General features: G+C 58.5%; 10 protein-coding genes and 1 other RNA gene. 4 read left to right on the forward strand and 7 right to left on the reverse strand.

The features are described 5' to 3' along the window. Positions 1–54: 54 nt before the first annotated feature. Positions 55–185, forward strand: a non-coding RNA gene (locus QMN93_RS01130) — RtT sRNA. Positions 186–293: 108 nt separating this feature from the next. Here QMN93_RS01130 and QMN93_RS01135 read toward each other — a convergent pair. Then, the gene (locus tag QMN93_RS01135) at positions 294–737 is read right to left on the reverse strand and encodes an Lrp/AsnC family transcriptional regulator (protein ID WP_029740417.1); all 444 of its coding nucleotides are present in this window, start codon (positions 735–737) and stop codon (positions 294–296) included. Between the two features lie 108 nt (positions 738–845). Here QMN93_RS01135 and QMN93_RS01140 point away from each other — a divergent pair, with 108 nt between their 5' ends. Beyond that, on the forward strand, positions 846–1,742 hold the full coding sequence (locus QMN93_RS01140; RefSeq protein WP_069302958.1) for a DMT family transporter: 897 nt from the start codon (positions 846–848) through the stop codon (positions 1,740–1,742). Here the strand turns inward: QMN93_RS01140 and narI are convergent. The 5 genes from narI to QMN93_RS01165 form a co-directional block, all read right to left on the reverse strand. Further along, positions 1,739–2,416, reverse strand: a complete 678-nt coding sequence (gene narI / locus QMN93_RS01145) for a respiratory nitrate reductase subunit gamma (protein WP_023312107.1) — start codon at positions 2,414–2,416, stop codon at positions 1,739–1,741. The genes QMN93_RS01140 and narI overlap by 4 nt on opposite strands. Beyond that, the gene (gene narJ, locus QMN93_RS01150) at positions 2,416–3,126 is read right to left on the reverse strand and encodes a nitrate reductase molybdenum cofactor assembly chaperone (RefSeq protein WP_193139402.1); all 711 of its coding nucleotides are present in this window, start codon (positions 3,124–3,126) and stop codon (positions 2,416–2,418) included. The genes narI and narJ overlap by 1 nt, the downstream gene beginning before the upstream one ends. Beyond that, positions 3,123–4,658, reverse strand: a complete 1,536-nt coding sequence (narH, locus tag QMN93_RS01155) for a nitrate reductase subunit beta (protein ID WP_039263580.1) — start codon at positions 4,656–4,658, stop codon at positions 3,123–3,125. The genes narJ and narH overlap by 4 nt, the downstream gene beginning before the upstream one ends. Then, the gene (locus QMN93_RS01160) at positions 4,655–8,398 is read right to left on the reverse strand and encodes a nitrate reductase subunit alpha (RefSeq protein WP_064672659.1); all 3,744 of its coding nucleotides are present in this window, start codon (positions 8,396–8,398) and stop codon (positions 4,655–4,657) included. The genes narH and QMN93_RS01160 overlap by 4 nt, the downstream gene beginning before the upstream one ends. Before the next feature lie 380 nt (positions 8,399–8,778). After that, positions 8,779–10,176 (reverse strand): NarK family nitrate/nitrite MFS transporter, encoded by a 1,398-nt coding sequence (locus tag QMN93_RS01165; RefSeq protein ID WP_033145765.1) that lies wholly within the window; start codon positions 10,174–10,176, stop codon positions 8,779–8,781. Between the two features lie 309 nt (positions 10,177–10,485). Here QMN93_RS01165 and narX point away from each other — a divergent pair, with 309 nt between their 5' ends. Both narX and narL read left to right on the forward strand, forming a co-directional pair. Beyond that, positions 10,486–12,282: a nitrate/nitrite two-component system sensor histidine kinase NarX gene (gene narX / locus QMN93_RS01170; protein WP_182383683.1), complete on the forward strand. Its 1,797-nt coding sequence runs from the start codon at positions 10,486–10,488 to the stop codon at positions 12,280–12,282. Continuing rightward, positions 12,275–12,925, forward strand: a complete 651-nt coding sequence (gene narL, locus QMN93_RS01175) for a two-component system response regulator NarL (protein ID WP_008499531.1) — start codon at positions 12,275–12,277, stop codon at positions 12,923–12,925. Before narX ends, narL begins: the two co-directional genes overlap by 8 nt. 3 nt (positions 12,926–12,928) lie before the next feature. Here narL and QMN93_RS01180 read toward each other — a convergent pair whose 3' ends face one another. Beyond that, positions 12,929–14,335 carry a YchO/YchP family invasin gene (locus tag QMN93_RS01180; RefSeq protein ID WP_182383684.1) on the reverse strand — a complete coding sequence of 469 codons (1,407 nt, stop codon included), beginning with the start codon at positions 14,333–14,335 and terminating at the stop codon, positions 12,929–12,931. Positions 14,336–14,369 lie beyond the last annotated feature (34 nt).

Raw genomic sequence — 14,369 nt, forward strand, 5'->3', positions numbered from 1 at the left:
CCACCACCATCACCTTCAAATGACGCTAAACCCTCTGTTCGCACCAGGCATCATGCATTTCCGTAACGGGGAAGGATGAGAAGCTTCGACCAAGGTTCGATTCGAGCGTAGCGAGAAAGCGTTGCCGCAGGCAACGACCCGAAGGGCGAGGCGCAACGCGCCGAGTAATCCTTCCCCCACCACCATCACTTTCAAATAATCCAAAAAATCATTATAAAACTGAACCGAATCCGCCTTTGTAGGCCGGGTAAGGCGCAGCCGCCACCCGGCGACAGAAGACAGAAGCCAGAAGCCTACATCGGCGGCAAACGACGCTTCACCGGCGAACTCTTCACAATCGACGTATTGCACTGGGCATGCTCCGCCAGGCCGTCCAGCAGCACATCCAGCTGCTCTATCGATCGCACCACCAGCCTAATCACAAAGCAATCTTCCCCGGTGACTTTGTCGCTCTCTATACACTCCGGCATCGCCTGAATGTATTTATCCACCTTATGCAACAACCCCGGCAAAGGACGCACGCGCACCAGCGCCTGCAGCGTATACCCCAGCGCCGCCAGATTCACCCGTGCGCCATACCCCTGAATCACACCGCGCTCTTCCAGCCTCTTCAGGCGTTCTGCCGTGCTGGGGGAAGTCAGACCGATGCGTCCGCTGAGCACCTTCAAAGACATGCGCGCATCCTCGACCAGACAGGCTAAAATTTGACGGTCGATATCATCGAGAAGGTATTCCATCGTTTTCACCTAATTTTAAAAAGCCATCACTGCATTTCACCTTATCTCATCCCTGTAAAACCCGACAGCGATTTTCGACAATAGTGACATACAATCAGGAGGTGGATGATGCGTGATTTCCATAAAGGCGTCTGGCAAATGAGCCTGGCGATGTTAATTTCCGGCTCTATCGGTGCGTTTGTATTACTCAGCGGTCTGCCGGTGACGGAAGTGGTGTTCTGGCGCTGTCTTATCGGGGCAATAGCGCTTTTTATTTTTATCCGGGCAAGTCAAAAGCCCTTCAGTCCCCTCACCCGCACCACGCTGCTGCTGGCCATTCTCGGCGGCGTAGCGCTCGTGGTGAACTGGCTGCTGCTCTTCGCGGCCTATGAACGGATCTCGATTGGTCTTTCTACCGTGGTCTATAACACCCAGCCGTTTATGCTGGTCTTAATGGGGATGTTTTTAGGTGAGCGCGTTAGCCTGGTGAAATGGGGCTGGCTGTTCCTCGCCTTCGGCGGCGTGGTGATCTTGCTCTCCAGCGAGCTGACCGGCGCGCACGGCAGTGAATGGCTCGCCGGAATCGGCCTGGCGATGGCCGCGGCTTTCTTCTATGCGGTCACGGCCATTATTGCCCGCAAGCTCAGATCCGTTGCGCCGCAGCATATTGCCTTTATCCAGGTGCTGACGGGCGTCGTGATGCTTTTGCCGTTTGCCAGCATGCCGTCATTTTCCGGTGATTTTCCCTGGCCGATCCTGCTGACGCTGGGCATCGTCCATACCGGCATTATGTACCAGCTGCTCTACAGCGCGATCCAGAAGCTGCCTACGCCCATTACCGGCTCCCTGTCGTTTATCTATCCGGTGGTGGCGATCGTTGTCGATAATCTGGTGTTCGGACACTCGCTGAACCTGACGCAGCTGGCGGGCGGCGCGCTGATCCTGTTTGCTGCCGCGGGCAATAACCTGGGCTGGGGCGAAAAAAAACCCCGCGAATGCGGGGTTGGTATCAAAACGGCGAATTAGCGACGGGCACGCACAATCTGGTATTTGCGCGTCAGGTACTCCACCGGCGCGCTCCAGATATGCACCAGACGTGAGAACGGGAACAGCACAAACAGCGTCATCCCCAGCACCAGGTGAACGCGGAAGATAAACGCTACGCCGTCCAGGTGCGCGGAGGCTCCGCCGTGGAAGGTCACCACGGACTGCGCCCAGCCGACGAGCTTCATCATTTCGCTCCCGTCCATATGCTGCGCCGAGAACGGAATGGTCAGCAGGCCCAGCGCGCACTGCACCATCAGCAGGGAGAGGATCAGAATATCCGCTGCGGTCGTGGTCGCACGCACGCGCGGGCTGAACAGACGACGTTTCAGCAGCAGCAGGCCCCCCACCAGAGTCATCACGCCGCAGGCACCGCCGGCGATCATCGCCATCTTCTGCTTCACCTCGATCGGTAGCCACGCTTCATACATCCAGTGCGGCGTCAGCATCCCCAGGAAGTGACCGGCAAAAATCCCCAGAATACCGATGTGAAACAGGTTAGAGCCCACATGCATCCCTTTACGATCCAGCATCTGGCTGGAGGCGGCACGCCAGGTGTACTGGCCGTAGTCGTAACGCAGCCAGCTTCCCACCAGGAACACGGTGCCCGCGATATACGGGTAAATGTCAAAGAAGAACATATTCAGGAAGTGCATTAGTGCCGTCCTCCGTTAGAGATATTCAAATATTGCGGGGCAACCGCGCCGGCAAAGCGACGCTGGTGAGCGGAGATTTCAGACTCGCCGCAGTTCTGGTCAGCAAAGAATTTCACCTGCTCTTCTTCCCAGACCGCATCCAGCGCCTGTGGGGTATCATCGCGGGCTTCATCCGCGATTTTCTCCGCCACTTTTTCACTGTCGACCGCGGCGTTGGCCAGCTTCACCAGCAGATCGAACAGAACAGCATAGCGGCTCTCGCGCTGCTGAAGACGCGCGCCGAGCAGCGCCAGGATCGGCGCGATGTCCTGCAGACCGCCCAGCGCCTCTTCTTTCGGCAGCTGCGCCAGGTACTCCAGATACAGCGGCAGATGATCCGGCAGCTCGCGGCTGTCGAGCTGCAGGCCGTGCTGTTCGTACTGGGCCATCAGGTCGACCATCGCCTGCCCGCGGTCACGGGACTCACCGTGAACGTGTTCAAACAGCAGCAGCGAGGTCGCACGCCCCCGGTCAAACAGCTGGCTGTAGTCCGACTGGGCATCCAGAAGGTCGCGCGCCAGCAGATCGCGGAGGAAAACACCCAGCGTCTGGGCATCGTCTTTATCCAGGTTTTCAGATGACGCGAGTGCATCAAAGAGTTCCCGCTGATGCTGCGCAAGCGCAGCATCCGGGTACTCGAGCAGACGCGAAACAATGACGAGTTCAATCATTGGTGCGGCTCCGTTTTGCTGGTCACATCCATGGCATCGATGCGGCGGCTGTTGAACAGGTTGAATTTGCTGTCTGACCCGTGGCAACCGTCGCCAAAGGTAAAGCCACAGCCATTTTTTTCCGGGAAGGCTTCACGGGCCAGCTCGCGGTGGCTGCTCGGCACCACGAAACGGTCTTCGTAGTTGGCAATCGCCAGATAGCGGTACATCTCCTGCGCCTGCGCTTCGGTCAGACCAACCTCTTCCAGCGCGCGGGTATCGATCACGCCGTCTACGGTTTCCGCGCGTTTGAAGTGACGCATCGCCAGCATACGCTTCAGCGCGAGCAGTACCGGCTGGGTGTCCCCGGCGGTCAACAGGTTCGCCAGGTACTGAACCGGAATACGCAGGCTTTCCACGTCCGGCAGGATGCCGTTGCTGCCCAGTTCGCCCGCGTCAGCCGCGGACTGAATCGGCGACAGCGGCGGCACGTACCAGACCATCGGCAGGGTGCGGTATTCCGGGTGCAGCGGCAGCGCGAGCTTCCAGTCCATTGCCATTTTGTACACCGGTGACTGCTGCGCCGCGTCAATCACGCTCTGCGGCACGCCGTCCTTCAGCGCCTGCTCAATCACCTTCGGATCGTTCGGATCGAGGAAGACGTCCAGCTGACGCTGATACAGATCTTTCTCGTGCTCGGTGCTCGCGGCATTTTCAATCGCGTCCGCGTCATACAGCAGCACGCCGAGGTAGCGAATACGGCCTACGCAGCTTTCTGAGCAGACGGTCGGCATTCCGGCTTCGATACGCGGGTAGCAGAAGATGCACTTCTCAGATTTACCGCTCTTCCAGTTGAAGTAGATTTTTTTGTACGGGCAGCCGGTGATGCACATACGCCAGCCGCGGCACTTGTCCTGGTCGATCAGCACGATGCCATCTTCTTCACGCTTGTAGATAGCGCCGCTTGGGCAGGTCGCCACGCACGCCGGGTTAAGGCAGTGCTCGCACAGGCGCGGCAGATACATCATGAAGGTATTTTCGAACTGGCCGTACATCGCCTTCTGCATGTTCTCGAAGTTCTGGTCTTTGGCGCGCTTCTCGAACTCGCCGCCCAGAATCTCCTCCCAGTTTGGACCGCTGGTGATCTTGTCCATGCGCTGACCGGTGATCAGCGAGCGCGGACGAGCGATCGGCTGGTGCTTGCTTTCCGGCGCGTTGTGCAGGTTCTGGTAGTCGTAGTCAAACGGCTCGTAGTAATCGTCGATGCCCGGCAGGTGCGGGTTAGCGAAGATTTTACCCAGCAGCATCGCGCGGTTACCCATGCGCGGCTGCAGCTTGCCGTTGATTTTACGGATCCAGCCGCCCTTCCATTTCTCCTGGTTTTCCCAGTCGGTCGGGAAGCCGGTGCCCGGCTTGCTTTCCACGTTGTTGAACCAGGCGTACTCCATACCTTCACGGCTGGTCCAGACGTTTTTACAGGTGACCGAGCAGGTATGACAGCCGATGCATTTATCCAGATTCAGCACCATGCCGACTTGTGAACGAATTTTCATTTTACGCTCTCCTGTACCTGGTCATTACCTTCGCCGTCTAACCAGTTAATATTCTTCATCTTACGTACCACCACGAACTCATCGCGGTTCGATCCTACGGTGCCGTAGTAGTTAAAGCCGTAGGCCAGCTGCGCATAGCCACCGATCATGTGGGTCGGCTTCGGCGTAATACGGGTCACGGAGTTGTGGATCCCGCCGCGCTGCTCGGTAATTTCTGACCCCGGCAGGTTAACGATACGTTCCTGCGCGTGGTACATCATGGTCATCCCGGCCGGTACGCGCTGGCTCACCACCGCACGCGCCGTCAGGGCACCGTTGCTGTTGAACACTTCGATCCAGTCGTTATCTTCGATACCCAGATCTTTGGCGTCCGTTTCGCTCATCCAGACAATCGGACCGCCGCGAGACAGGGTCAGCATCAGCAGGTTGTCGCTGTAGGTGGAGTGAATGCCCCACTTCTGGTGCGGCGTCAGGAAGTTCAGCGCCTTCTCAGGGTTACCGTTCGATTTCGCGCCCATCACCGCTTTCACGGAGCGGGTGTCGATTGGCGGACGGTAGACCAGCAGGCTTTCACCGAAGTCGCGCATCCACTGGTGATCCTGATACAGCGACTGACGGCCTGACAGGGTGCGCCATGGGATCAGCTCGTGAACGTTGGTGTAGCCCGCGTTATAGGACACGTGCTCATCTTCCAGACCAGACCAGGTCGGGCTGGAGATAATCTTGCGCGGCTGCGCCTGAATATCGCGGAAGCGGATTTTCTCTTCCTCTTTATTCGTCGCCAGGTGCGTATGGTCGCGGCCGGTGAACTCGCTCAGCGCCGCCCAGGCTTTCACCGCAACGTGGCCGTTGGTTTCCGGGGCCAGGGTCAGGATCATCTCTGCCGCATCAATCGCCGTGTTCAGCATGGGCTGGCCTTTCGCCGGGCCGTCCGCTTTGGTGTAGTTGAGCTTGCGCAGCAGATCCATCTCGCTCTGGGTGTTCCAGGCGATCCCTTTCCCGCCGTTACCGATTTTCTCCATCAGCGGGCCGATAGAGGTAAAGCGCTCGTAGGTTGCCGGATAGTCGCGTTCAACCGGAATAATGTGCGGCGCGGTTACGCCCGGGATCAGGTCGCATTCACCTTTTTTCCAGTCCTTCACGTCCAGCGGCTGCGCCAGTTCGGCGGCGGAGTCGTGCTGGATTGGCAGCGTCACCACGTCGGTCTCTTTACCGAGGTGCCCTACGCAGACTTCGGAGAATTTCTTCGCGATGTCTTTGTAGATATCCCAGTCGCTTTTCGATTCCCACGCCGGGTCAACGGCCGCAGACAGCGGATGAATAAACGGATGCATATCCGAGGTATTCATGTCGTCTTTTTCGTACCAGGTCGCGGTTGGCAGCACGATGTCGGAGTACAGGCAGGTGCTGGACAGACGGAAGTCGAGCGTCACCACCAGATCCAGCTTGCCGTCGAGGCCGTTATCTTTCCACTCGACCTCTTCCGGCTTCACGCCGCCCTGCTTGCCGAGATCTTTCCCCTGGATACCGTTTTCGGTACCGAGCAGGTATTTCAGCATGTACTCGTGGCCTTTACCGGACGAGCCCAGCAGGTTGGAGCGCCAGATGAACAGGTTGCGCGGGTGGTTTTTACCGTTCTCCGGCTGTTCTGCCGCGAAGCGGATAGAGCCATCCTTCAGGGATTTCACGGTGTAATCCACCGGTGACATGCCCGCCTTCTTCGCCGCTTCCGCAATGCGCAGCGGGTTAGTGCCCAGCTGCGGCGCAGACGGCAGCCAGCCCATGCGTTCCGCACGCACGTTGAAGTCAATCAGGTGGCCGCTGTAGCGGGATTTATCCGCCATCGGCGACAGCAGCTCCTGCGCGGTAACCGTCTCGTAGCGCCACTGGCTGGAGTGGTTATAGAAGTAGGAGGTGCTGTTCATATGGCGTGCCGGACGCTGCCAGTCGAGGGCAAACGCCAGCGGCTGCCAGCCGGTCTGCGGACGCAGTTTTTCCTGGCCCACGTAGTGCGCCCAGCCGCCGCCGCTCTGACCGACGCAGCCGCAGAAGATCAGCATGTTGATCAGACCGCGATAGTTCATATCGAGGTGATACCAGTGGTTCAGACCCGCGCCGACGATGATCATCGAACGGCCGTGCGTTTTGTCCGCGTTTTCTGCAAACTCACGTGCGATACGGGTAATGTGCGCGCGAGGCACGCCGGTAATCTGTTCCGCCCAGGCCGGGGTGTAGGCCTTCACGTCGTCATAGCCGGTTGCGCAGTTTTCATCGCCCAGACCGCGCTCCAGACCGTAGTTCGCCATGGTCAGGTCATAAACGGTGGTGACCAGCGCGGTAGAGCCGTCGGCCAGCTGCAGGCGCTTAACCGGCAGTTTGTGCATCAGAACGTTTTTCAGTTCAACCTTGTTGAAGTGCTCTGAACCTTCACCGCCGAAGTACGGGAACCCGACTTCAGCGATCTCGTCCTGGCTGCCCAGCATGCTCAGGCGCAGCTCCGTCTCTTCACCGGTCGTACCGTTGCGTTGCTCAAGGTTCCACTTGCCCTTCTCGCCCCAGCGGAAGCCGATAGAGCCGTTTGGCGCCACCAGCTCGCCGTTGCTGTTATACGCAACGGTTTTCCACTCAGGGTTGTTTTCCTGGCCCAGCGAATCCACCAGATCGGCTGCGCGCAGCGTGCGGCCCGCGGCATAGTAGCCCTCACGCTCTTCCAGCATGACCAGCATCGGCATGTCGGTGTAGCGGCGAACGTAGTCGGTGAAGTACTGGCTTGGCTTATCAAGATGGAATTCACGCAGCATGACGTGGCCCATCGCCATCGCCATCGCGGCGTCGGTACCCTGTTTCGGCGCCAGCCACAGATCGCAAAGCTTGGCGATTTCCGCGTAGTCAGGGGTCACTGCTACGGTTTTGGTGCCTTTGTAACGGACTTCGGTAAAGAAGTGCGCGTCCGGCGTACGGGTCTGAGGTACGTTTGAGCCCCAGGCGATGATATAGCTGGAGTTGTACCAGTCCGCGGACTCCGGCACGTCGGTCTGCTCGCCCCAGGTCTGCGGAGACGCAGGCGGCAGGTCGCAGTACCAGTCGTAGAAGCTCAGGCAGGTACCGCCGATTAGAGACAGATAGCGCGCCCCGGAAGCGTAAGAGACCATCGACATCGCCGGAATTGGCGAGAAGCCCGCCACGCGGTCAGGACCGTAGGTTTTGACGGTGTAGACGTTGGAGGCGGCAATCAGCTCGTTTACCTCTTTCCACGAGGAGCGAACGAAACCGCCGCGACCGCGAGCCTGCTTGAAGCTTTTTGCTTTGTCAGCGTCTTCGATGATGGACGCCCAGGCATCCACCGGATCGCTGTGCTGCACTTTCGCCTCACGCCACATTTTCATCAGGCGCTTGCGCATCAGCGGGTATTTCAGACGGTTAGCGCTGTAGAGATACCAGGAGTAGCTGGCACCACGCGGGCAGCCGCGCGGTTCGTGGTTTGGCATATCCGGGCGGGTGCGCGGATAGTCGGTCTGCTGCATTTCCCAGGTCACCAGACCGTTTTTAACGAAAATCTTCCAGCTGCATGAACCGGTACAGTTCACGCCGTGGGTCGAACGGACGACTTTGTCATGCTGCCAGCGCTGGCGGTAACCGTCTTCCCAGTCCCGGTTGGTATCCAGAACCTGGCCGTGCCCATCGGCAAAAGTTTCACCCTTCTGTTTGAAGTAGCGAAACCGGTCCAAAAATTTGCTCATCGGGTATCTCCTGTGTGGAGCCTGTGGCTCTCTAAATCGACATTGCTGATTTGCAGCGAAGGTAACGCCCTGAAAGAGGGGGAGAATTGATAACGATCAAGACGAGGAGGGACTTTCAGGCGAGGGGTTACACCAAATACCACCAAAGCGGTATCTTCAAAATTTTCATATCATCATGAAATATAGAGTTATTTTTATTTTATCGTACAAAAAGCCAGTCAAAATTTAACATCTCAGGTATTAAGGGGTAGAGCCACCTGCAAAGCGATGGCGATCACAGTGTCACCGCAGGCGTCTGCCGTAAAAGCCGTAAGCATGTTGTAACTATTATGCTGGCAAAAAAAACGCGGCCCGAAGGCCGCGTAAACGGATAATCACACTTACTTATTTTTCTTGGTATTTCGGCCATATACCAGCCACGTAATCACAACGCAGGCGATATAGAAGACGAGGAAGACTTTCATGGCACCGGCCGGTGAGCCGGTCAGGTCCAGAGAGATACCGAACGCTTTCGGGATAAAGAAGCCGCCAATCGCGCCGATGGCAGAGATAAAGCCCAGCGCCGCGGCCGTATCCGTCGCCGCTTCGCGCATGGCCTGCTCTTCGCTCCCGCCCTGCGCCTTCACCCGATCCATCGTCAGCTTACGGAAGATCACGGAGATCATCTGGAAGGTAGAGGCACTCCCCAGACCGGCCGTCAGGAACAGCACCATAAACACGCCGAAGAAGGCGATGAAGTTACCGCCCTGCCCGTCGACGGGCAGAGTGAGAAACAGCAGCGCGCAGAAGACCGCCATCACGACGAAGTTCACCAGCGTCACGCGGGTACCGCCGAGACGGTCAGAGACCATACCGCCCAGCGAACGCGCCAGGGCACCGATAAACGGTCCGAAGAAGGCAAAGTGCAGGATTTGAATCTCCGGGAACTGCGTTTTCGACAGCATCGCGAAGCCCGCAGAGAAGCCGATAAACGAACCGAAGGTAGCCAGATACAGCAGCGCCATCACCCAGAGGTGTCCACGCTTCAGCACCGGCAGCTGTTCGCTCAGCGACGCCTTCGACGCGGACAGGTCATTCATAAAGAACCAGGCTGCGAGGGTGAAGACCACCAGGAAAGGCACCCAGATCCAGGCGGCGTTCTGCAGATAGAGGGAAGAACCATCCGCCTGCTCAACGCCACCGCCGCCAAAGGCCGCGAAAATAGAAACAGAGATCGCCAGCGGGGCAATCAGCTGCATCACGCTGACGCCCATATTCCCCAGGCCGCCGTTAATGCCCAGCGCACCGCCCTGCTTCGCTTTCGGGAAGAAGAAGCTGATGTTCGCCATGCTGGAGGCGAAGTTCGCACCCGCAAAACCGCACAGCAGGGAAATAATCACGAACACGCTGAACGGCGTAGAGGTATCCTGCACCGCGAAGCCGAGCCAGACGCAGGGGACGATCATGATGCCCGTACTGAACGCCGTCCAGCGACGACCGCCAAACACCGGCACCATAAACGCGTAAGGCACACGCAGCAGCGCGCCTGACAGCGACGGCAGCGCGGTCAGCATAAACAGCTGATCGGTCGTAAACGTAAACCCGACTTTGGGCAGGTTGACCGCCACCGCGCTAAACAACATCCATACGCAAAACGCTAATAACAAACACGGCACGGAAATCCACAGATTCCGGCTTGCTACACGATGGCCGCGCTGTTGCCAGAACGCCGGATCCTCTGGACGCCAGTCTGTAATAACGGCACCATTTTCCCTTTCGGGAGCGGATGAGTGACTCATAGACACCTCTGATTCTCGAATGATGCTGCAAACATTAGGGTTTTAGGGCGGCGGTAAGTTGATATAAATCAAAGGAAAAGTGGGAGGATTTGCGGCGTAAAATAAGGCCTCACCCTTAGTGAGTAGGCTAATTCGGTAAAAAAGACGTGGTTTTTCACGGCACTGACGGTTCCAGACTACCCCCACCTCCTTCCCCCTACTCCGTTGGCAATTTAGGGGTAATCCTTTATTGGTATGGGTATACTCCAGGGTATGCACCAGAATAGCGCCATTCCTGCAAGCAGGCCACGTCAGGAGCACGCCACCTCTATGTTAAAAAGATGTTTATCTCCGCTGACGCTCGTGAATCAGCTAGCCCTTATCGTTTTGCTGTCCACCGCCATCGGCGTGACCGGCATGGCGATCTCCGGCTGGCTGGTACAGGGCGTACAGGGTAATGCGCATGCCATCAACGAGGCAGGCTCGCTACGCATGCAGAGTTATCGCCTGCTGGCGTCGGTTCCCCTGACACAGGACGATCGGCCCCTGATTGATGAAATGGAGCGCACGGTCTTCAGCCCCGAACTGGAAAACGCCGCCATCCGCGCCGGTCAGCAATATCAGCTTAAAGCCCTTCAGGGCTACTGGCACACCCAGCTGGAGCCCGGGCTGAAACAGGCGCGCAGCACGGAAACCGTTGCGCAGGACGTGGCGGGGTTCGTCTCACGCATCGATGCGCTGGTCTCCTCTTTCGACCAAACCACCGAATTACGCATCGACCGGGTGGTGATGGTGCACCGCGCCATGGCGCTGTTTATGGGGCTGCTGCTGATCTTCACCATCGTCTGGCTTCGTGCGCGGCTGCTGAACCCGTGGAAACAGCTGCTGGCAATGGCCCGCGCGGTGACCGCACGCGATTTTACCCAGCGCACGCACATCAGCGGGCGCAACGAGATGGCCATGCTCGGTCAGGCGCTCAACACCATGTCTGCAGAGCTCTCCGAGAGCTACGCGGTGCTGGAACAGCGCGTTCAGGAAAAAACGGCCGGACTGGAGCAGAAAAACGAGATCCTCTCCTTCCTGTGGCAGGCCAACCGTCGTCTGCACATGCAGGTGCCGCTATGCGAACGCCTCTCTCCGGTGCTGAACGGCCTGCAAAATCTGACCCTCCTTCATGACCTTGAGCTGCGCGTCTACGACGTGGAAGACGAAGATAACCATCAGGAATTTACCTGTCAGTCGGATATGTCCTGCGATGACAAAGGCTGCCATCTTTGCCCTCGCGGCCTGCCGCCGCTGACGTCCGGCGGCACTACCCTGAAGTGGCGCCTGACCGACAGCCACACCCAGTACGGTATTCTGCTGGCAACGCTGCCAGCCGGGCGTCACCTGAGCCACGACCAGCAGCAGCTGGTCGATACGCTGGTCGAACAGCTAACGGCCACGCTGGCGCTCGACAGGCATCAGGAAAAGCAGCAGCAGCTGATCGTCATGGAAGAGCGCGCGACCATCGCCCGCGAGCTTCACGACTCGATCGCCCAGTCGCTCTCCTGTATGAAAATGCAGGTGAGCTGCCTGCAGATGCAGGATGCGGAGATGCCCGAAAGCAACAAGCAGCTGCTCAGCCAGATCCGCAACGAGCTGAACACCTCCTGGATACAGCTTCGCGAGCTGCTGACCACCTTCCGTCTGCAGCTGGCCGAGCCGGGCCTGCGTCCGGCGCTGGAGGCCAGCTGTCACGAATTTAGCGCCCGGCTGGGGTTCCCGGTGAAGCTGGACTACCAGCTGCCGCCGCGGTTTGTCCCCTCCCACCAGGCCATACATGTACTGCAGATCGCCCGTGAAGCGCTGAGCAACGTGCTTAAACATTCCGGGGCGACGGCGGTAACGGTCACCGTCAGCCAGCACAGCAATCAGGTGAAGCTCACGGTTCACGACAACGGCCGCGGCGTGCCGGAAAATGCCGAACGCACTAACCACTATGGTTTAATTATTATGCGAGACCGCGCCCAAAGCCTGCGCGGTGATTGCCAGGTTCGCCGGAGAGAGACGGGTGGCACGGAAGTTGTCGTCACCTTTATTCCCGAAAAACCGCTTACAACTGCTCAAGGAGAAACCCATGACTAATCAGGAACCGGCATCCATCCTGTTGATCGACGACCATCCGATGCTGCGTACTGGCGTGAAACAGCTGGTCAGCATGGCGCCCGATATCACCGTGGTTGGCGAAGCCAGCAACGGTGAACAGGGCATTGAGCTTGCCGAATCCCTCGATCCCGATCTGATCCTGCTCGATCTGAATATGCCCGGCATGAACGGTCTGGAAACTCTCGACAAGCTGCGGGAAAAATCCCTTTCCGGGCGCATCGTCGTCTTTAGCGTGTCGAATCATGAAGAGGATGTGGTCACGGCGCTGAAGCGCGGGGCGGATGGTTATCTGCTCAAGGATATGGAGCCGGAAGACTTGCTTAAGGCGCTGCAGCAGGCCGCGGCGGGCGAGATGGTTCTCAGCGAAGCCTTAACGCCGGTGCTGGCCGCCAGCCTGCGCGCCAATCGCGCCACCTCTGACCGTGACGTCAGCCAGTTAACCCCGCGCGAGCGCGATATTCTCAAACTCATTGCCCAGGGGCTGCCGAACAAAATGATCGCCCGCCGCCTGGACATCACCGAAAGCACGGTCAAGGTGCACGTGAAGCATATGCTGAAGAAAATGAAGCTCAAATCCCGCGTTGAAGCCGCGGTGTGGGTGCATCAGGAACGCATTTTTTAAGGATTACTCCTCCGGCAGAAGCTTCCAGCGCGGGTCGTTGTCCGGCAATGCGACCAGCGGCTGCACGACGGTCAGCACGATCTCATTGGACGAGACGCGCTGGCCTTTCTCATCTTCCACCACCGCCGACAGGTGCCAGCGGTTTGTCGCCCCTTCACTGTCATCCCAGGCAGGCATAATTACACTCCAGCCGTCGCTGCTGTTGCTTTTGGACGGCGACGTCAGGCTCAGCGCCTGCGTATCCCCCTGCCAGTGGATCTCACGAATGCCGTGCGCGCTGCGAACCTGAAGCTTCAGCATAACGGTCTCGCCCCCTTTCAGATCCCACGGCGGCGTCGCCAGCCAGACGGACAGCGTTTTACGCTGGCGGAACTCCATCACCGGCAGGCTATTGCGCTCCGGCGAGTCGTAGCGGCTTCCGCGCAGGGAACGCGTGGCGGCGACTTCACCGGCGGAAAGCTGCTTCACCAGCGGCACGCCAAAGCGATAGTTGAGCTTCAGCCCGAGGTTATTCTGGCTCGCGCCACTTTCGCCCTGCTTGTGCGCGGCGGTCAGGGTGACCAGCGGCACGGGGGTATAGTTAAGCCCCAGATTCACCGCCACCGGATTGTGATAGCCGGTTCCGCTGTTGAAGAGGTCGACGTTATCGCCGAAGTATTGCTCGAAGCTCACGCTGGTATTGAGATGATGGAACCACGGCAGCCAGGCTTTAGCGGTGACGTCATAGCCGCGCGCCATGCGCTGCTCCTGGACGTCAGAGCGATCGCGCCAGCCAGCAAAGGGCTGATAATAGTTGGCTGACAGACGCAGATTTTCCCCCCACGCTTCCGCGCCCAGCCCGGCACGCTGCAGGTTTTCGTCCAGCAGGTTATCGTAAAACGTGTTGTAACCCAGCAGCCATTTCCCGGCGACCCAGCGCTGGCCTATTCCGGCGTTACTGACCAGGCCATCCGCCTGCTGGGTCAGGCCAAGCTGGCTCCAGCTCAGGTAACGGTTGTTATCGTTCCAGGGGATAAACCAGTTCCCGCTGCTGCCGTTAAATTTGCCGTCGTTATCCACCAGCAAGTTCACGCTGGCGTTCCCCCAGGGCGAAAGCCAGGACTCAATCTGCTGGTTCACTTCGCCGCTCACCGCGTCGCGCACCTGGCCAAACGCAAACTGACGCGCCTGCTCGCCCGTTGTCAGGCCGTTGTCGGTCATGCTGGCTTCACCGAAGGCTTTCGCCATTTCGGCCAGGTGTTTTTCCCCCTCGCCCGTTGGCGCCGCCATGCCGAGGTCGGGCAAACTATCCCCATTATTATCAAAGGGATTTTGCGCCTGCTGGATAAAGGAATTCGGCGCACCGTGAACGGCTCCGACCGTAACAAGGGAGAGTAATAACAGCAAACGAATGCGGGACGATACAGCCATCAACGTCGTAAATAAGAACCTGTGTTTATGAATA

It is taken from the genome of Enterobacter sp. R-1.6.2 (genome assembly GCF_035064085.1).
Taxonomy (GTDB): Bacteria; Pseudomonadota; Gammaproteobacteria; order Enterobacterales; family Enterobacteriaceae; genus Enterobacter; species Enterobacter asburiae_B.

Excerpts from the sequence above, each read along its gene's own strand:
- QMN93_RS01135 (WP_029740417.1), bottom strand. The coding sequence starts at position 737 with ATGGAATACCTTCTCGATGATATCGACCGTCAAATTTTAGCCTGTCTG.
- QMN93_RS01140 (WP_069302958.1), top strand. The coding sequence starts at position 846 with ATGCGTGATTTCCATAAAGGCGTCTGGCAAATGAGCCTGGCGATGTTA.
- narI (WP_023312107.1), bottom strand. The coding sequence starts at position 2,416 with ATGCACTTCCTGAATATGTTCTTCTTTGACATTTACCCGTATATCGCG.
- narJ (WP_193139402.1), bottom strand. The coding sequence starts at position 3,126 with ATGATTGAACTCGTCATTGTTTCGCGTCTGCTCGAGTACCCGGATGCT.
- narH (WP_039263580.1), bottom strand. The coding sequence starts at position 4,658 with ATGAAAATTCGTTCACAAGTCGGCATGGTGCTGAATCTGGATAAATGC.
- QMN93_RS01160 (WP_064672659.1), bottom strand. The coding sequence starts at position 8,398 with ATGAGCAAATTTTTGGACCGGTTTCGCTACTTCAAACAGAAGGGTGAA.
- QMN93_RS01165 (WP_033145765.1), bottom strand. The coding sequence starts at position 10,176 with ATGAGTCACTCATCCGCTCCCGAAAGGGAAAATGGTGCCGTTATTACA.
- narX (WP_182383683.1), top strand. The coding sequence starts at position 10,486 with ATGTTAAAAAGATGTTTATCTCCGCTGACGCTCGTGAATCAGCTAGCC.
- narL (WP_008499531.1), top strand. The coding sequence starts at position 12,275 with ATGACTAATCAGGAACCGGCATCCATCCTGTTGATCGACGACCATCCG.
- QMN93_RS01180 (WP_182383684.1), bottom strand. The coding sequence starts at position 14,335 with ATGGCTGTATCGTCCCGCATTCGTTTGCTGTTATTACTCTCCCTTGTT.